General features: G+C 51.9%; 14 protein-coding genes. 7 read left to right on the top strand and 7 right to left on the bottom strand.

Going from position 1 to position 18,098, the window contains the following annotated elements; all coding sequences use genetic code 11:
* Positions 1-8: 8 nt before the first annotated feature.
* The gene (locus tag C0K55_RS14060) at positions 9-1,088 is read right to left on the bottom strand and encodes a PTS fructose transporter subunit EIIC (protein WP_001004461.1); all 1,080 of its coding nucleotides are present in this window, start codon (positions 1,086-1,088) and stop codon (positions 9-11) included.
* A 310-nt stretch (positions 1,089-1,398) separates the two neighbouring features.
* On the opposite strand from C0K55_RS14060, the gene ptsP reads away from it, so the two are divergent.
* The 4 genes from ptsP to C0K55_RS14040 all read left to right on the top strand — a co-directional run bounded on the left by ptsP (position 1,399) and on the right by C0K55_RS14040 (position 6,580).
* The gene (gene ptsP, locus C0K55_RS14055) at positions 1,399-3,900 is read left to right on the top strand and encodes a phosphoenolpyruvate--protein phosphotransferase (RefSeq protein ID WP_105266106.1); all 2,502 of its coding nucleotides are present in this window, start codon (positions 1,399-1,401) and stop codon (positions 3,898-3,900) included.
* An 11-nt stretch (positions 3,901-3,911) separates the two neighbouring features.
* Positions 3,912-4,574, top strand: a complete 663-nt coding sequence (fsa, locus tag C0K55_RS14050; protein ID WP_000424828.1) for a fructose-6-phosphate aldolase — start codon at positions 3,912-3,914, stop codon at positions 4,572-4,574.
* Positions 4,575-4,584: 10 nt separating this feature from the next.
* Positions 4,585-5,688 carry a bifunctional L-1,2-propanediol dehydrogenase/glycerol dehydrogenase gene (gene gldA / locus C0K55_RS14045; RefSeq protein ID WP_000373979.1) on the top strand — a complete coding sequence of 368 codons (1,104 nt, stop codon included), beginning with the start codon at positions 4,585-4,587 and terminating at the stop codon, positions 5,686-5,688.
* Between the two features lie 274 nt (positions 5,689-5,962).
* A complete protein-coding gene (locus tag C0K55_RS14040) occupies positions 5,963-6,580 on the top strand; it encodes a DUF1287 domain-containing protein (RefSeq protein WP_000647904.1) in 618 nt (205 codons plus the stop codon).
* Between the two features lie 26 nt (positions 6,581-6,606).
* Here the strand turns inward: C0K55_RS14040 and yijE are convergent, their stop codons facing one another.
* From yijE to metF, 3 genes are all read right to left on the bottom strand, one after another.
* Entirely contained in the window at positions 6,607-7,512 is a 906-nt protein-coding gene (gene yijE, locus C0K55_RS14035; protein WP_001271260.1) for a cystine transporter YijE, read from the bottom strand.
* Between the two features lie 93 nt (positions 7,513-7,605).
* On the bottom strand, positions 7,606-9,786 hold the full coding sequence (katG, locus tag C0K55_RS14030; RefSeq protein WP_000107702.1) for a catalase/peroxidase HPI: 2,181 nt from the start codon (positions 9,784-9,786) through the stop codon (positions 7,606-7,608).
* Positions 9,787-10,126: 340 nt separating this feature from the next.
* Positions 10,127-11,017 carry a methylenetetrahydrofolate reductase gene (gene metF, locus C0K55_RS14025; RefSeq protein ID WP_000007531.1) on the bottom strand — a complete coding sequence of 297 codons (891 nt, stop codon included), beginning with the start codon at positions 11,015-11,017 and terminating at the stop codon, positions 10,127-10,129.
* A 108-nt stretch (positions 11,018-11,125) separates the two neighbouring features.
* On the opposite strand from metF, the gene C0K55_RS14020 reads away from it, so the two are divergent.
* Positions 11,126-11,296, top strand: coding sequence for a hypothetical protein (locus tag C0K55_RS14020; protein WP_157942642.1), 171 nt, complete (start codon positions 11,126-11,128; stop codon positions 11,294-11,296).
* Between the two features lie 71 nt (positions 11,297-11,367).
* Here the strand turns inward: C0K55_RS14020 and metL are convergent, their stop codons facing one another.
* Entirely contained in the window at positions 11,368-13,800 is a 2,433-nt protein-coding gene (gene metL / locus C0K55_RS14015; RefSeq protein WP_000110800.1) for a bifunctional aspartate kinase/homoserine dehydrogenase II, read from the bottom strand.
* 2 nt (positions 13,801-13,802) lie between these two features.
* Positions 13,803-14,963: a cystathionine gamma-synthase gene (gene metB / locus C0K55_RS14010; RefSeq protein ID WP_016262747.1), complete on the bottom strand. Its 1,161-nt coding sequence runs from the start codon at positions 14,961-14,963 to the stop codon at positions 13,803-13,805.
* 276 nt (positions 14,964-15,239) lie between these two features.
* Here metB and metJ point away from each other — a divergent pair, with 276 nt between their 5' ends.
* Both metJ and C0K55_RS14000 read left to right on the top strand, forming a co-directional pair.
* The gene (metJ, locus tag C0K55_RS14005) at positions 15,240-15,557 is read left to right on the top strand and encodes a met regulon transcriptional regulator MetJ (RefSeq protein WP_000852812.1); all 318 of its coding nucleotides are present in this window, start codon (positions 15,240-15,242) and stop codon (positions 15,555-15,557) included.
* Between the two features lie 209 nt (positions 15,558-15,766).
* Positions 15,767-16,375 (top strand): YiiX family permuted papain-like enzyme, encoded by a 609-nt coding sequence (locus tag C0K55_RS14000; protein WP_001517521.1) that lies wholly within the window; start codon positions 15,767-15,769, stop codon positions 16,373-16,375.
* A 33-nt stretch (positions 16,376-16,408) separates the two neighbouring features.
* Here the strand turns inward: C0K55_RS14000 and pgtP are convergent, their stop codons facing one another.
* The gene (gene pgtP, locus C0K55_RS13995; RefSeq protein WP_000949936.1) at positions 16,409-17,794 is read right to left on the bottom strand and encodes a phosphoglycerate transporter PgtP; all 1,386 of its coding nucleotides are present in this window, start codon (positions 17,792-17,794) and stop codon (positions 16,409-16,411) included.
* Positions 17,795-18,098: the final 304 nt, after the last annotated feature.

Genomic DNA, 18,098 nt, shown 5'->3' with positions numbered 1-18,098 from the left:
TTCCTCAATTAATTAATTTCAAAATCCAGATCCAGGTCGTCTTCCTTCTCATCAGTTGAAGACCCATTTTTACGCGCCAGACTTTTCAGCACGTTAACGCAGATAGCCGTTGCTACAGCCCCAACAGCCACTGCCGCGATGTAACCCAACTTGCCTTCAACTACCGGCAGCACAATCAGACCACCCCAGCCTGCATAGCACTGCGCACCAACCAATGCCGCGGTGACCGTGCCACAAACAGTGCCCACCATGATGGAAGGGATCACACGCAACGGATCGGCGGCGGCGAAAGGAATCGCCCCTTCAGTGACACCAACACAGCCCATCACCAACGCCGCTTTACCGGTTTCACGTTCTTCTGCGGAGAAGTTTTTGCGACCAATCAGCGTCGCCAGCCCCATCCCCAGCGGCGGAACACAGATCCCTACTGCCGCGATCGCCACCACGGTATAAACACCCTGGGCGACACAAATCAGCATGAATGCATACGCCACTTTGTTAACCGGACCGCCCATATCGAACGCCAGCATCAGCCCCATAATGACCGCCAGCATGATAATGCTGCCCTGCTGCATTCCCTGAAGCCACTGGGTCAGACTGTTAGTCAATGCGCCCACAGGCTCGCCCAGCCCCCACATCATGACGCCAGCGGTAATTAAGGTGCCGACGATCGGAATAATGAAGATTGGCATGACAGAACGCAGAACTTTATGCACCGGGATTTTCTTCAGGTAATGCACCACGATGCCGCCGATAATCCCGGCGATCAGCGCGCCAAAGAAGCCTGCACCAAAACTGTTACCGACCCAGGCACCAATAGCGCACGGAGCCAGCGCGGAACGTTCCGCAATGGAATAACCGATGTAAGCAGCAAGGAAAGGCACCATCAGCGTTAAGCCCGCGACGCCGATATCAAACAGTTTTTTCAGATTCGGATCGGCTACGGCATCTGGCACCGCACCTTTGCCGTACAGCATGACGGAAACCGCCAGCAAAATACCGCCCGATACTACGAAGGGAATCATGTGTGAAACGCCCGTCATTAAATGCTGACGAGTGTTTTTCAGTATCTGCACCAACTCATTCATAAGCTGCTCCTGGGCTTGCAAAAGCCCATGTCCATATTTTTTTGATGGGAGAAACAATAGGCAATCGCAAGCGGAGCAAACAGTGGATAAAAAGGCCATTTACTGGACTTTTGTAATGTCAGTACAAAAATGCGATCCGCCTCATAACTTGCGTTATCTCGGAATCATGCCGGAGTGGCGCGTCTTGTGAGACGCGTCGCAAATTGACGGTTACATTACATTTGTCCAGCTTTTGACAGATTTGTCACATGGCAGGCCGTTACCGTGCACTCTTATCCTGTAAACAGAAAACCTTACCGGGAGAGAGGCAATGGCCCTGATTGTGGAATTTATTTGTGAGCTACCTAATGGCGTACATGCACGTCCGGCAAGCCACGTTGAAACGCTGTGTAATACTTTTTCATCGCAAATTGAGTGGCATAACCTGCGTACCGATCGCAAGGGCAACGCCAAAAGCGCGCTGGCGCTGATTGGCACCGATACACTGGTGGGCGATAACTGCCAGTTACTGATTTCTGGAGCCGACGAACAAGAAGCACACCAGCGTTTAAGCCAATGGCTGCGCGATGAATTTCCCCACTGTGACGCGCCGCTGGAAGAAGTAAAATCTGACGAACTGGAGCCGCTGCCGGTTTCACTGACTAATCTGAATCCGCGCATTATCCGCGCCCGCACCGTGTGTAACGGTAGCGCAGGCGGCATCCTGACGCCGATTTCCTCTTTAGATCTCAATACACTGGGTAATCTTCCTGCCGCTAAAGATGCTGACGCCGAACAATCTGCACTGGAAAACGGCCTGACACTGGTACTGAAAAACATTGAGTTTCGTCTGCTGGATAGCGACGGTGCCACCAGCGCAATACTGGAAGCCCACCGTTCGTTAGCGGGCGATACCTCTTTACGTCAACACTTACTGGCGGGTGTCAGCGAGGGATTAAGCTGTGCCGAAGCGATTGTTGCCAGTGCGAATCACTTTTGCGAAGAGTTCGCCCGTTCCAGTAGTAGCTACCTGCAAGAGCGTGCGCTGGATGTGCGCGACGTCTGCTTCCAGTTACTCCAGCAAATTTACGGCGAACAACGCTTCCCGGCACCGGGTAAATTGACGCAGCCAGCCATTTGTATGGCGGATGAACTAACCCCCAGTCAGTTCCTCGAACTGGATAAAAATCACCTCAAAGGTCTGCTACTGAAAAGCGGCGGCACCACCTCACACACGGTGATCCTTGCCCGTTCATTTAATATTCCGACGCTGGTCGGCGTGGATATCGAGACCCTTAGCCCGTGGCTGCAACAAACGATTTATATCGACGGCAACGCCGGGGCGATTGTGGTCGAACCGACAGAAGCGGTGGCGCGTTATTATCAACAGGAAGCGCGCGTACAGGACGCTCTGCGTGAGCAACAACGTGTCTGGCTGACCCAGCAAGCCCGCACCGCTGATGGTATTCGTATCGAAGTTGCTGCTAACATCGCTCACTCGGTAGAAGCACAGGCTGCGTTTGGCAATGGCGCAGAAGGCGTTGGTCTGTTCCGCACTGAAATGCTCTATATGGATCGCACCAGTGCACCGGGCGAAAGCGAGTTGTACAACATTTTTTGTCAGGCGCTGGAATCCGCCAACGGGCGCAGCATTATTGTGCGTACTATGGATATTGGCGGCGATAAACCCGTTGATTATCTGAATATTCCCGCAGAAGCCAACCCATTCCTTGGTTATCGCGCGGTGCGTATTTATGAAGAATACGCGTCACTGTTTACCACGCAATTACGGTCGATCCTGCGCGCCTCTGCTCACGGCAGCCTGAAAATCATGATCCCGATGATCTCCTCAATGGAAGAGATCTTATGGGTGAAAGAAAAGCTGGCGGAAGCCAAACAGCAACTGCGTAACGAACACATTCCGTTTGATGAAAAGATCCCACTCGGCATCATGCTGGAAGTGCCGTCGGTCATGTTCATTATCGACCAGTGCTGCGAAGAGATTGATTTCTTTAGTATCGGCAGTAACGACCTGACGCAGTATCTGCTGGCGGTGGATCGTGATAACGCTAAAGTCACCCGTCACTACAACAGTCTGAATCCGGCATTCCTGCGGGCGCTTGATTACGCCGTTCAGGCAGTGCATCGCCAGGGTAAATGGATCGGCCTGTGCGGAGAACTGGGGGCAAAAGGTTCCGTACTGCCGCTGCTGATCGGTTTAGGGCTGGATGAACTTAGCATGAGCGCACCGTCAATTCCGGCGGCAAAAGCACGCATGGCGCAACTCGACAGCCGCGAATGTCGTCAGTTGCTTAACCAGGCGATGGCCTGCCGTACTTCACTGGAAGTGGAGCATCTGCTGGCGCAGTTCCGTATGACGCAACAGGATGCGCCGCTGGTTACCGCCGAGTGCATCACGCTGGAAAGCGACTGGCGCAGCAAAGAAGAAGTGCTCAAAGGCATGACCGATAACCTGCTGCTGGCAGGACGCTGTCGCTATCCGCGGAAACTGGAAGCCGATCTGTGGGCGCGTGAGGCCGTCTTCTCTACCGGACTGGGCTTTAGTTTCGCCATTCCACACAGCAAATCAGAACATATTGAGCAGTCGACCATCAGTGTGGCTCGTCTGCAAGCACCTGTGCGCTGGGGCGATGATGAAGCACAATTCATCATTATGTTAACCCTGAACAAACACGCTGCGGGCGATCAGCATATGCGCATTTTCTCGCGCCTCGCTCGCCGCATCATGCACGAAGAATTCCGTAACGCGCTGGTTAACGCCGCTTCCGCCGACGCTATCGCCAGCCTGCTGCAACATGAACTGGAACTGTAAAAGGAAACATCATGGAACTGTATCTGGACACCGCTAACGTCGCAGAAGTCGAACGTCTGGCACGCATATTCCCGATTGCCGGAGTGACGACTAACCCGAGCATTATTGCTGCCAGCAAGGAGTCCATCTGGGATGTACTGCCACGTCTGCAAAAAGCGATTGGTGATGAGGGCATTCTGTTTGCTCAGACTATGAGCCGCGACGCACAGGGCATGGTAGAAGAAGCGAAACGTCTGCGCGACGTTATTCCGGGAATTGTGGTGAAAATTCCGGTAACATCCGAAGGTCTGGCAGCAATTAAATTGCTGAAAAAAGAAGGCATTACCACGCTGGGAACCGCAGTCTACAGCGCCGCACAAGGGCTATTAGCCGCACTGGCTGGCGCAAAATACGTGGCCCCCTATGTAAACCGCGTGGACGCTCAGGGCGGAGACGGCATTCGTACCGTACAGGAGCTGCAAGCGTTACTGGAAATGCACGCGCCAGAAAGCATGGTGCTGGCAGCCAGCTTTAAAACACCGCGTCAGGCGCTGGATTGTTTGCTGGCAGGATGTGAATCCATCACACTGCCCTTAGATGTAGCGCAACAAATGCTTAACACCCCTGCGGTAGAGTCAGCTATAGAGAAGTTCGAGCACGACTGGAATGCCGCATTTGGCAATACTCATCTCTAAAGGAGCAATTATGGACCGCATTATTCAATCACCAGGTAAATACATCCAGGGCGCTGATGTAATTAATCGCCTGGGCGAATACCTGAAACCGCTGGCAGAACGTTGGTTAGTTGTTGGCGATAAATTTGTATTAGGTTTTGCTCAGGCAACCGTCGAGCAAAGCTTTAAAGATGCCGGGCTGGTTGTTGAAATCGCACCCTTTGGCGGTGAATGTTCGCAAAATGAAATCGATCGTCTACGTGGCATCGCAGAAACCGCACAGTGTGGTGCAATTCTCGGTATTGGCGGCGGTAAAACCCTCGATACCGCCAAAGCACTGGCACATTTCATGGGTGTTCCGGTAGCAATCGCTCCGACTATCGCCTCTACCGACGCACCGTGCAGTGCGCTGTCTGTTATCTACACCGATGATGGTGAGTTTGACCGCTATCTGCTGCTGCCGAACAACCCGGAACGCGTCATTGTGGATACCAAAATTGTTGCTGGCGCACCTGCACGTCTGTTAGCGGCGGGTATTGGCGATGCGTTGGCAACCTGGTTTGAAGCACGTGCCTGTTCCCGCAGCGGCGCAACCACGATGGCGGGCGGTAAATGTACTCAGGCAGCACTGGCTCTGGCTGAACTGTGCTACAACACCCTGCTGGAAGAAGGCGAAAAAGCGATGCTTGCCGCTGAACAGCATGTGGTGACTCCGGCGCTAGAACGTGTGATTGAAGCTAACACCTATTTGAGCGGCGTGGGCTTTGAAAGCGGCGGCCTGGCGGCGGCGCACGCGGTGCACAATGGCCTGACGGCCATTCCGGATGCGCATCACTATTATCACGGTGAAAAAGTGGCATTCGGTACGCTGACGCAACTGGTTCTGGAAAACGCACCAGTTGAGGAAATCGAAACCGTAGCTGCGCTGTGCCATGCTGTCGGCCTGCCAATTACCCTGGCACAACTGGATATTAAAGAAGATATCCCGGCGAAAATGCGGATTGTCGCAGAAGCATCTTGTGCAGAAGGTGAAACTATTCACAACATGCCTGGCGGCGCCACGCCAGATCAGGTTTACGCTGCATTGCTGGTAGCCGACCAGTATGGTCAGCGTTTCCTGCAAGAGTGGGAATAACCTACGCCAAACTCCCGGCTTGTTCGGGAGTTTGAACGCAAAATAGCCTGATGCGCTACGCTTATCAGGTCTACGTAATCTCTGCAATATATTGAATTTGCGTGATTTTGTAGGCTGAATAAGGCGTTTACGCCGCATCCGGCACTCTGTGCCAGTAAACTAAAACTCCCACGTTGTTCGGGAGTTTTTTATCCGCTTCTGGACATTTTCTCCACAGAACAATCGTTAGCCCGGAAGGTCGAATCTGTGACTCTTATTTTCACGGACGAAACAGATGAAAGCTTCACTGGCGTTGGTCAGCCTTCTAACGGCATTTACCAGCCACTCCTTAAAATCTCCCGCCGTTCCACCAACCGTGGTACAAATCCAGGCCAACACCAACCTTGCCATCGCAGACGGTGCCAGACAGCAAATTAGCAGCACGCTATTTTACGATCCGGCGTATGTGCAGCTTACCTATCCTGGCGGTGATGTCCCGCAGGAACGCGGCGTATGTTCTGATGTAGTGATCCGCGCATTACGCAGCCAGCAGGTAGATTTGCAGAAGCTGGTTCATGAAGATATGGCGAAGAATTTTGCCGAGTACCCGCAAAAATGGAAGTTAAAGCGCCCGGACAGCAACATCGATCACCGTCGGGTGCCTAATCTGGAAACCTGGTTTATCCGCCACGATAAAACACGCCCCACCAGCAAGAACCCCAGTGACTATCAAGCGGGCGATATTGTCTCCTGGCGATTAGATAACGGGCTGGCACATATTGGGGTGGTTTCAGATGGCTTCGCCCGCAACGGTACGCCACTGGTGATACATAACATTGGCGCAGGCGCGCAGGAAGAAGATGTGTTGTTTAGCTGGCAGATTGTCGGGCACTACCGCTATTTTGCTAAATAAGCGATAGCGCCCAGGGAAGACGCTCTTCAGATTTTTTTTACGCTGACGGCTTCTTTTTTCTTACGGCTTACCAGCGCCAGTGCCAGCACAATCAGCACAATACCGCTGCCTTCAACCGCGCCGGGATTTTCACCAAGCAGCCACCAGGAAAAGAGTACGCCGCAAACAGGAACCGCCAGCGTGCTTAAGCTGGCAATACTGGCAGGTAAGTTTTTCAGTACAAATAGCCACAAACTCCAGGCCAGTGCCGTCGCCAGAATCGCACTGTAGGCCAGCGCCCAGAACACCGTGGGCTGCCAGTCAATTTCACGTTGCGGCACCAGCCAGGCGACCACACTCATCACCAGCGCCGCATAAAGCATCTGCCAGGATGTTAACGACAATAAATCCACGCGCGGATAGCGGGCATAAAGGCGTTTAGCAACAATCGCACTCGCCCCCCAACTGATGCCGGAGAGGATTGCCAGGATGGCGCTTTTCATCGAGGAGAAATCGAGTTGCCACGGCTGTAACACCAGCAATAATCCAACGGCGGCAATCAGAATAGCGAAATATTGCCCGCGTCGCAGGCGTTCACCAAGAAACAGCGCCGCGAGAATCACCACCCAGAACGGCATGGTATAGCTCAGGATTGCCACCTTCCCTGCTCCGCCGCTCACCAACGCCCATTGCGCCAGTCCCACCATCCCGCAGGTTTGTAACAGGGCAATAGCTAAAGTGTATTTAAACGGCGTCGGACGCATACCGCGACCACGTAATAAAAGGACGATGAATAAAACGAGAGCGCCAAAAATGCAGCGTAAAGCAGTAAAGTCGAAGGCACCGATGTAGCTGGTGACTTGCTTCATGAAAATCCAGCTATAACTCCAGATAAGTGTGAGCACAACCAGGCCACTGATTGCCAGTGGGTTGCTCTTTCCTGCGGCAGACATGAGAGATCCAGTGTGTAGTTTTCCTGTGGACACTATACGCTGGTAAAGAAACTTCAGCGACCGCCTGAAAGGCAGTCGCTGAAGGAGTTCAGATTACAGCAGGTCGAAACGGTCGAGGTTCATCACTTTCACCCATGCCGCCACGAAGTCTTTAACAAACTTCTCGTGGGCGTCGCTGCTGGCGTAAACTTCTGCCAGCGCACGCAGGACGGAGTTAGAACCAAATACCAGGTCCGCACGGCTGGCAGTGTATTTCACTTCACCCGTTTCACGGTCACGGCCTTCGAACAGCTCTTTCGATTCGTCGGTCGCTTTCCACTCGTAACGCATATCCAGCAAGTTCACAAAGAAGTCATTGCTCAATACGCCCACGCGGTCAGTAAAGACGCCGTTTTTGCTGCCATCGAAGTTGGCACCCAGTACGCGCATCCCGCCGACCAACACCGTCATTTCCGGTGCAGTCAGGGTCAATTGCTGTGCTTTATCGATCAACAGAGATTCAGTTGTAGCCTCACCCGCCGCAGCACGATAGTTACGGAAACCGTCGGCAACAGGTTTGAGCAGCTCAAACATCTCAATGTCAGTCTGATCCTGGCGCGCGTCTACACGGCCCGGTGTAAACGGAACATTAACGCTGATACCCGCCGCACTCGCCGCTTTTTCAACACCAACGACACCGGCAAGAACAATAATGTCGGCAAGCGACGCTGTATGGGAGGATTTGTAGATCCCTTCCAGCACCGGCAATGCACGTGCTGCTGCGGCATTAACTTCCCAGTCGCGCTGTGGAGCCAATGCCAGACGCGCACCATTCGCGCCGCCACGTTTATCCCCACCGCGGAAGGTGGAGGCGGAAGCCCAGGCAACAGAAACCAGCTCGCTCACGGAGAGGCCAGATTCAGCAATCGCCGCCTTAAGATTAAGGATATCTTCCTCGCTCGGGTTGAAGAACGCATGTGGCAGCGGATCTTGCCAGATCAGATCTTCTTTCGGCACTTCCGGTCCGATGTAGCGAGATTTCGGCCCCATATCCCTGTGCGTCAGTTTGAACCATGCACGGGCAAAGGCTTCGTTGAACGCTTGTGGATCATCGAGGAAGCGACGTGAAATCTTCTCAAACTCTGGATCAAAACGCAGAGTCAGGTCAGTGACCAACATCGTCGGCTTACGTTTCTTCGACGGATCGAACGGATCCGGGATAATTTCCGGAGCATCGACTGCTTCAAACTGGATGGCACCTGCCGGACTACGAGTCTGTACCCACTCATATTTGAACAGGTTTTCGAAGAAATAGTTGCTCCACTGAGTCGGCGTTTGCGTCCAGACCACTTCCAAGCCTGAAGTAATGGCATCGGCACCGACACCGGAACCAAAATCACTTTTCCAGCCTAAGCCCTGGTTTTCGATCGGTGCGGCTTCCGGATCAGGACCTACGTGCGTTGCCGGGCCTGCGCCGTGAGTTTTACCTAACGTATGACCACCTGCGATCAGCGCAACGGTTTCTTCGTCGTTCATTCCCATATTGCCAAATGTCGCGCGAATAGCTGCAGCTGCGGAAAGCGGTTCACCGCTGGCATTTGGTCCTTCCGGGTTAACGTAAATCAGCCCCATTTCGGTTGCTGCTAATGGCCGTTTTGCCAGCTCTTCCGGATTACGGTGGGCAAGCCAGGTTTTTTCATCACCCCAGTTTACGTCGAGATCCGGTTCCCAGACGTCTTCACGACCGGCACCAAAACCGAAAGTACGGAAGCCAGAATTTTCCAGCGCCACGTTACCCGCAAGGATAAACAGGTCGGCCCAGGAGATTTTCTGACCATATTTTTGTTTGATTGGCCACAACAGACGACGCGCTTTATCCAGGCTGACGTTATCCGGCCAGGAGTTGAGCGGTGCAAAACGTTGCTGACCACGCCCCGCGCCACCGCGACCATCGATTGAACGGTAAGTCCCCGCGCCGTGCCAGGCCATACGAATAAACAGACCCGCGTAGCTGCCCCAGTCTGCTGGCCACCACGGTTGGGACTCTGTCAGCAGCTCTTTCAGATCTTTTTTCAGGCCGTAGTAATCTAGCTTGCTAAATTCTTTGCGGTAGTCGAAGTCCTCACCCAGTGGGTTAGAACGGTTAGAATGTTGATTTAACAGGTCAACACGGAGTTGTTTTGGCCACCAGTCATGAGTGGTTGTTCCCGCACCGGCGCTCTGGTCATGACCGCCATGATGGAACGGACATTTTCCGCTAGCTGTTGTGTTATGGATATCGTCAGACGTGCTCATCAATATGCTCCCTCTACAGTGTTACCCTTAAGATACACAGCGTTAGAGAGAAGTTATAATTGAATTAATCCACGGATGCGATAGTTGGGATCTTACATATCATTAGTTAAAGAGATGTAGATCAAAATGATCTTAAATAAGCCTTTTTGATTATGTCTGATTACGGATAAATACTTTATACAAAGAGGCTTTATCGCTGTTTTCTCCCTGTTCCTTTAAGGAATAAAGGAGAAAAAGCGAGTCAATAGTTTTGCTGGTCTGCCCCCTCGCTTCGAGGAGGCATTTTGTGCTTTGTTTTAATTTTGTGATCACTGTGTGATTTTCACCGAAACAAAAACACTTATAAACCCGGTCTAACACCCAGCGTATGGCAAATCGCGTAACTCATTTCAGCACGGTTCAGAGTATAGAAGTGGAAATCTTTTACCCCTTCACGGCTTAAAATTTTCACCATATCCATCGCGATATTTGCACCCACCAGTTTACGGGTTTCGGCGTCGTCATCCAGGCCGTCAAACATTTGTGCCATCCACGCCGGAATGCGCACGTTAGTCATGTCGGCAAATTTCTTCGCCTGTTTAAAGTTAGAGACCGGCAAAATGCCCGGAATAATTTCCACATCAATCCCCGCAGAGACACAACGGTCGCGAAAGCGCAGGTAGCTTTCGACATCAAAGAAGAATTGAGTGATAGCGCGGTTGGCTCCAGCATCCACTTTGCGTCTCAGGTTGAGTAAATCCGCCTGGGCGCTTTTCGCTTCCGGGTGAACTTCCGGATACGCCGCTACTGAAATATCGAAATCCGCGACTTCTTTTAACAGCTCCACCAGGTCAGAAGCATACATTTCCGGCTTACCGCTTCCCGACGGCAGGTCACCACGCAGCGCCACGATATGGCGAATACCGTTATTCCAGTAGTCACGGGCGATGGTGCGCAGCTCGTCGGGAGTCGCATCAATGCAGGTAAGATGCGGTGCAGCTTCCAGACCAGTACGCTCTTTAATACCTTTAATAATACTGTGCGTGCGGTCGCGCTCGCCGGAGTTCGCACCATAGGTCACCGAAACAAATTTTGGTTTCAGGCTGCTAAGACGATCGATGGAGTTCCACAGGGTCTGCTCCATTTCACTGGTACGCGGCGGGAAAAACTCAAACGAAACGTTAATCTGCCCCTGGACTTCTGCCAGACTCTGATTCAGGGCATCCCGCTGGCTGGCGTGAAAAAAGCTCATACCTTACCTCATCAATCGCTTGTAGTTATATGTTGTGTTGTGAACATCTATCCGTTTAGACGTCCAGATGTAAAGATGAAGGAAAAGCGGAGGAGCGTCAACCGAAAAATGACCAATGATGGTGAGGAAAAATCAGGAAAGATGAGAAAAATTCAGGATGGTAAGGAAAAGAAAATCCGGAATGCAAGGCAGACCGGATTACAGATGCAGGCTGACAACGTACTTATTGCTTCTTGCCGGATGCAGCGCAAACGCTTCATCCGGCCTATAACAAAATGATAAATCAATATATTTAGTTAGAAACCATAGACACGAAAACATGTGTACCAGGCATTATTAGATTCCTGAAATTACAACAACTGCGCCAGTCGGTTAATATCCGACTGAATCGCCCCGGCGGTGACGTCGCGCCCAGCGCCTGGCCCACGGATCACCAGCGGGTTATCGCGATACCAGCGGCTTTCGATGGCAAAGACGTTATCGCACGGCAGCAGTGATGCCAGCGGATGGTCTTCACGCACCGCTTCCACACCAACACGCGCTTTGCCATTGGCATCGAAACGCGCCACGTAGCGCAGCACCAGCCCCATTTCGCGGGCGGCTTCCAGTCGTTGCACCATCTGCTCATTCAGTTCATCGCCGTTTTCAAAGAAGTGGTCGATGCTGCCGCCTTCACAATGTGCTGGCACCAGCGACTCCACGCGCACCTGGTCCGGTTCAATGTTGTAACCCGCTTCACGCGCCAGAATCACCAGTTTGCGCATCACGTCTTTACCGGAAAGGTCATCACGCGGGTCAGGCTCGGTTAAGCCCTGTTGCCACGCCTGATCCACCAGTTCGGTAAACGGCACGCTGCCGTCGAATTGCAGGAACAGCCAGGAGAGCGTGCCGGAGAAGATCCCGCTGATCGACAAAATAGTGTCGCCGCTGTCGATCAGATCGCGCACAGTGTGGTTGATCGGCAAGCCCGCGCCGACGGTGGCGTTATACAACCAGTGACGTCCGGTCTTTTCGAAAGCGTCGTGGATCTGGCGATATTTGTTGCTGTCGCTGGCTCCCGCCAGTTTGTTGGCGCTGATAACGTGGAAACCGTGACTGGCGAAATCGAGATACTGGTCAGCAAGCTGCTGACTGGCGGTAACGTCCAGCACCACTAAATCATCATACGGATGGGCGCGCATCCACAGGAACAGCGACTCTTCATCCTGCTCGACGGCTTCATCATTGAAGAAGGCTAACGCGCGGCTGGCGTCCAGGCCATCATAGCTCAACAGGCTGCGGCGGCTGTCCACCACGCCTGCCAGCACAAACTCAAATCCGGTACGCGCCGAGAGCGTACTTTGCTCACGAGAGAACAGTTCCAGCCAACGCGAACCGATATTGCCCTTACCGAACAGGACCAGGCCGATGCGTTTTTCCGCGCGGAAGACGGACTGATGCAGTCCCTGAATAAGGCTTTCGGTCGGGCCGGTGCGTAGTACTGCCACCAGACTGATACCGTCATCCGACTGCCAGGTAAATTCGACCGGCTGACCTTTCAGTTGCTGCCAGAAACGGTGGCAATGCAGTGGGTTACGGGTGACACCTGCGCCTACCATCGCTACCAACGCCAGCCCCTGACGCAGACGCAGTTCGCCTGGCAATCCTGCTTCATCGAGAATTTTCAGGGCGCTATCAGCCACTTCGGAGGTATAGCAAAATTGCAGCAACTGGCGATCGTTATGCACGCCAACTGCCAGCGGACGCACCTGAGCACGTTTCAAAATCTGGTCGATTTCTTTATGTGCCAGTTTGAAATCCTGGCGGGTTGGCACCTGAAACTCAATCAAACAGACATCGTCGTGGCTGGTGACAATTCGCGCACCAGTGCCGGAAGCCAGTACACGTTCAATACGCGTAGAACCTTGATCCGGCGTATAGCTACAGCGCAGTTGCAGGTCGATTTCGCTACCAGAAACGGGCTGTAAGGTACGGGCGTGGAGAACAGGGGCTGCCAGACGCGCCAGTTCGCTGGCTTCATCAAGACGCAGCAATGGCAGCAGACAGGCATCTTTCACTTTGCGCGGGTCGGCGCTGTATACCCCGGCGACATCGCTCCAGATAGTTACGCGGGAAACACCCGCCAGCGCACCGATTTGGGTGGCGGAATAGTCGGAACCGTTACGCCCCAGCAGTACCGTTTCACCGGCGTTGTTACGGCTGATAAACCCGGTCACAACCAGACGTTTGCCCGGATGCTGCACCAGCAATTGTTGCAGCAACGGATAAGACAGGCCTTCATCAACCTGCGGTTGTGCGGCGCGTTCAGCGCGTAAAAATTCACGGGCATCGAGCCAGGCCGCAGGCAGTCCTTGTTGGTTAAGCACCGCAGACATCAAACGCGCCGACCATACTTCACCGTGGCCTACCACTTCCGCATATACTGCGTCGGTGATACCGCTGTCGAGCTGCGCCGCCAGACGTTCCAGATCGCTGACAAAGGCGCTGATGAGGCTATCGGCTTCTTCGGCGGGTAACAGGCCGCTAATCAGATCGCACTGATAACGACGTAGCGTTTGTTGAACCTGATGCGCAGAGAGACGATCGGTCTGGCTTAGTTTCAACCAGTTAATCAACTGGTTAGTGGTGCTACCCGCGGCGGAAACCACCATCATATCGTCGGGCTGAGAGTACTCCGCCATAATGCCCGCAACACGCAAATAACACTTCACATCAGCCAGACTACTGCCACCAAATTTATGCAGTTGACGACCTTTCGCCCCTGCCTGCGCAATCACACTCATTTTTACCCCTTGTTTGCAGCCCGGAAGCCATTTTCCAGGTCGGCAATTAAATCTTCGCCATCTTCAATACCGGTGGAGATACGCAACAGCGTCTCGGAGATCCCGGCGGCAGCACGCGCTTCTGGTGCCATGCCTGCGTGTGTCATGGTTGCGGCGTGAGAGATTAAACTTTCCACTCCCCCTAATGATTCCGCCAGCGTAAATAACGACAGCCCGCCCAGGAAGCGACGCAGCGTCTGCTCATCACCATCCAGTTCAAAACTCAACATTGCGCCAAAGCCTTTTTGCTGACGCACGGCAATTTCATGCCCCTGATTTTCCGGCAGCGACGGGTGATAAAGTTTTTTCACCAGCGGTTGGGTTTGCAGATATTTCACAATCGCCTGCGCGTTGCGCTGAGCCAGGTCCATACGCGGAACCAGAGTTCGCAGACCACGCAGCAACAAATAACTGTCAAACGCACCCCCCGTCACGCCAATATTGTTTGCCCACCAGGCCAGTTCGGTGACCACATCCGGATCTTTAGCAATCACCACGCCAGCCACTACGTCAGAGTGGCCATTCAGATATTTCGTACATGAATGCAACACCAGATCGGCACCCAATGCCAGCGGATTTTGTAATGCCGGGCTTAAGAAGGTGTTATCCACCACGCTCACCGCCCCAACTTCCCTTGCCAGATGGCAGATTTTCGCAATATCCACGACGCGTAACAATGGATTACTGGGGCTTTCTACCAACACCAGTTTGGGCTTTTCTGCCAGTGCCGCTTGTAATGCCTGCTCATCACCTTGATCAACAAACAGCACGCGATAACAACCACGCTTCGCCAGACTGTCGAACAGACGATAGCTGCCGCCGTAACAATCGTGCGGCGCAACCAACAGATCGCCCGGCTTCAAAAAGACGGTAGTCACCAGATGGATGGCTGACATGCCGGTATTAGTAAGCACCGCGCCAGCGCCACCTTCCAGTTCTGCCAGCGCACGCTGCACGACATCGCGCGTCGGGTTGCCGCGACGCGAGTAATCATGCGCACGCGGTTCATTAAATCCGGTAAAATTATAGGTGCTGGAAAGATGGATCGGTGGGACAACGCAACCATACTGTTCGTCGTCATTTAACCCGCTACGCACTGCGATGGTGGCCTGTTTACGCGTCATGTGATGAAGTTCCCTGGGCTGAGTCGGTGAAAAGACAGGCACCAGAGTAAACATTGTGTTAATGGACGTCAATACATCTGGACATCTAAACTTCTTTGCGTATAGATTGAGCAAATCAGAAATTGCCGTTAAAATTACATGCATTATCACGCTGACAGGCGCATTACACGATGTCACGGTAGCGCCTGTACGGTAAACTATGCGGGTTTATGACCAGTAACCTTATTAATTGTACGGTCTGGTCTCAATTTATTGACGAAGAGGATTAAGTATCTCATGGCTGAATGGAGCGGCGAATATATCAGCCCATACGCTGAGCACGGCAAGAAGAGTGAACAAGTCAAAAAGATTACGGTTTCCATTCCTCTTAAGGTGTTAAAAATCCTCACCGATGAGCGCACGCGTCGTCAGGTGAATAACCTGCGTCACGCTACCAACAGCGAACTGCTGTGTGAAGCGTTTCTGCATGCCTTTACCGGGCAACCGCTGCCGGATGATGCCGATCTGCGTAAAGAGCGCAGCGACGAAATCCCGGAAGCGGCAAAAGAGATCATGCGTGAGATGGGGATTAACCCGGAGACGTGGGAATACTAAAGCGGAAAAGAGCGGCGTGGGGAGTGCTGCCAAAGGCAAAATCGCCTGATGCGCTACGCTTATCAGGCCTACGTCATATTGCAATCTATTGAATTTGCACGAACTTGTAGGCCGGATAAGGCGTTCACGCCGCATCCGGCATAAACAACGAGCACGTTGTCAGCGGCTCAGATCTAACCCACCGCCTTTTTATACATGGACGTTTAACGATGAAAATCAGGCTACTCATCCCCAGCCTGCTGGTTTCTGCGCCAGCCTTTGCCTGGCAGCCACAAACCGGCGACATCATCTTTCAGATCTCTCGCTCATCGCAAAGTAAAGCGATCCAACTGGCGACCCATTCCGATTACAGCCATACCGGTATGCTGGTGATACGCAATAAAAAGCCCTACGTCTTTGAAGCCGTCGGCCCGGTGAAATACACCCCGCTGAAGCAGTGGATCGCCCACGGTGAAAAGGGCAAATACATTGTGCGCCGTGTTGAAGGCGGGCTGAATACCGAACAACAGCAAAAACTGGCGCAAGCGACAAAACGTTATCTTGGTCAACCATATGACTTCAGCTTCTCGTGGAGCGACGATCGCCAGTATTGTTCAGAAGTGGTGTGGAAGGTGTATCAGAACGCGCTGGGAATGAGCGTGGGCGAGCAGCAAAAACTGAAAGAGTTCGATCTTAGCAACCCGCTGGTCCAGGCGAAGCTCAAAGAACGCTACGGCAAAAATATCCCGCTTGAAGAAACGGTGGTTTCACCACAGGCCGTTTTCGATGCGCCACAACTCACTACCGTCGCTAAAGAATGGCCGCTGTTTTCCTGGTAATGGGCCAATCACCTCGTGACTGGCCCCCAAAATCTAATTTTTATTGGTCTGAAGCTCTTGCGAAAACGCAGCCACGTCATTTTGACGCTGTCGTTCCATAGCGACCGCGCCAAAGTGCGTTAGCGTACAGAAAATAATGCAACAGATAACACCAGCAAGCAGAAGATAAAAACCGCCATCCCAACCTACCTGATCGACCATAACACCAAACAAACTTGTACCAAGCGTTGCGCCAAGAATATAACTCATAAAACCACGCAAACCGACTGCGGAACCCACGGCAAAACTGGGGACAATTTCCATTGTCTGCACAGAAGCCAGGAACTGCGGAACATAGATAAGGCAGCCTACGCAAGCAGCAAAAATGGTAATAGAGAGCAGAGAGTCGCTTTTCCAGTAGCCCAGCAGGCAGAAGAAAATCAATACCATACTGATAATCGCGGGTGGCATACGGCGACCATGAAATAATTTATCACTCAACCAGCCAGCAAATAACGTCGTTGGAATAGCCGCCCATTCAAAAATTAAAAATGCCGTGCTCATTTCAGTCTTCGTAAAATGTTTCACGCTTAACAGGTAAATGGGCAACCAACTGATAATTCCGAAACGCACCATATAGACAAAAACATCAACGAAAGAGACGAACCATGCATTCTTGTTTTTTAGCACATAGGTACAAAAAATTTGCCAGGCAGTCATATCTTCTGGCGCACGATCATCTTTTGCTTTAATGCTGACGTCGTCCGGAACAATTTCGCTTAATGGTGGTAAACCTTCACTTACGGGAGAACCTTTACCTGTCATCAGCACGACTATAGCAATGACAACTGATACAATCGCTGGAACAACATACGTTGCTATTTTCCAGTGTTCAGTACCCAATACGGCAAATGCACCACCAACAATCGGAGCAACAATACCGCCCCCCACATTGTGCGAAATATTCCAGACCGCACCGACGATGCCCCGTTCTTTACGAGGGAACCAGTTGGCTATTGTAATAAACGAAGGGCCAACGCCCATCCCTTGAAAGAGGCCATTCAGAATGACAAGTCCCGCAAACATCCAAAAAGCAAAACTAAAACCAAGCGCCACGTTAACGAGGGCGCAAAGAACTAAACCCACAGCCATATAGACTTTAGGATTAGCTTTGTCTGCCAGGCTACTCATTACCCCTTTACTAATACCATAGGCGATTAGCATACAACTGCTAAGTAGCCCTATTTGAGTCGCAGACAGATTAAGATCTTGTTTTAAATAAGGTGTGGAGAGAACAAAGTTATTCCTGACAATATAATACGAAAGATAACCGATAAACACGCTAAATAGCGCCTGCATACGATAACGATTATAGGTATTCTTTATTTCACTTTCAGGAACCTTATGTGTTGCCACTTGAGGTTTCAATAGAGAAAGCATACATCACCTTCCAGTTCATAGAGTTATTTTAAACAGCAATGCTAGTTGCTACTCTCTGATGAGTATTTCAAAAGCCCTTGCTTCATTGGTTTTGAAGATAGTGAAGCAAGAGAGTTTAAGTTACAATACAAGGCAAATGAGTCAAAATTGACTCAAAAATACAAATATCATGTTCCATTTCTTTCCCATTTTCACATCCCAAAATAGAATTCGGCTCTTATTTAAGTCTTAACGGGTTACAACAGCCCCAATATAAAAATAATTCCTTTTATTAATTTTTTCAGTTTTTGATGTCAGTCACATA

Origin of the sequence: Escherichia sp. MOD1-EC6098, from assembly GCF_002965865.1 — a bacterium.
Lineage (GTDB): Bacteria > Pseudomonadota > Gammaproteobacteria > Enterobacterales > Enterobacteriaceae > Escherichia > Escherichia marmotae.
This window is presented reverse-complemented; position numbering and strand designations above follow the sequence as displayed.

Bases quoted from the DNA above. Each gene is read 5' to 3' on its own strand.
- yijE (WP_001271260.1), bottom strand. From the start codon at position 7,512: ATGTCTGCCGCAGGAAAGAGCAACCCACTGGCAATCAGTGGCCTGGTT.
- metJ (WP_000852812.1), top strand. From the start codon at position 15,240: ATGGCTGAATGGAGCGGCGAATATATCAGCCCATACGCTGAGCACGGC.
- metB (WP_016262747.1), bottom strand. From the start codon at position 14,963: ATGACGCGTAAACAGGCCACCATCGCAGTGCGTAGCGGGTTAAATGAC.
- C0K55_RS14060 (WP_001004461.1), bottom strand. From the start codon at position 1,088: ATGAATGAGTTGGTGCAGATACTGAAAAACACTCGTCAGCATTTAATG.
- metL (WP_000110800.1), bottom strand. From the start codon at position 13,800: ATGAGTGTGATTGCGCAGGCAGGGGCGAAAGGTCGTCAACTGCATAAA.
- pgtP (WP_000949936.1), bottom strand. From the start codon at position 17,794: ATGCTTTCTCTATTGAAACCTCAAGTGGCAACACATAAGGTTCCTGAA.
- C0K55_RS14000 (WP_001517521.1), top strand. From the start codon at position 15,767: ATGAAAATCAGGCTACTCATCCCCAGCCTGCTGGTTTCTGCGCCAGCC.
- fsa (WP_000424828.1), top strand. From the start codon at position 3,912: ATGGAACTGTATCTGGACACCGCTAACGTCGCAGAAGTCGAACGTCTG.
- gldA (WP_000373979.1), top strand. From the start codon at position 4,585: ATGGACCGCATTATTCAATCACCAGGTAAATACATCCAGGGCGCTGAT.
- ptsP (WP_105266106.1), top strand. From the start codon at position 1,399: ATGGCCCTGATTGTGGAATTTATTTGTGAGCTACCTAATGGCGTACAT.
- C0K55_RS14040 (WP_000647904.1), top strand. From the start codon at position 5,963: ATGAAAGCTTCACTGGCGTTGGTCAGCCTTCTAACGGCATTTACCAGC.
- katG (WP_000107702.1), bottom strand. From the start codon at position 9,786: ATGAGCACGTCTGACGATATCCATAACACAACAGCTAGCGGAAAATGT.
- C0K55_RS14020 (WP_157942642.1), top strand. From the start codon at position 11,126: ATGACCAATGATGGTGAGGAAAAATCAGGAAAGATGAGAAAAATTCAG.
- metF (WP_000007531.1), bottom strand. From the start codon at position 11,017: ATGAGCTTTTTTCACGCCAGCCAGCGGGATGCCCTGAATCAGAGTCTG.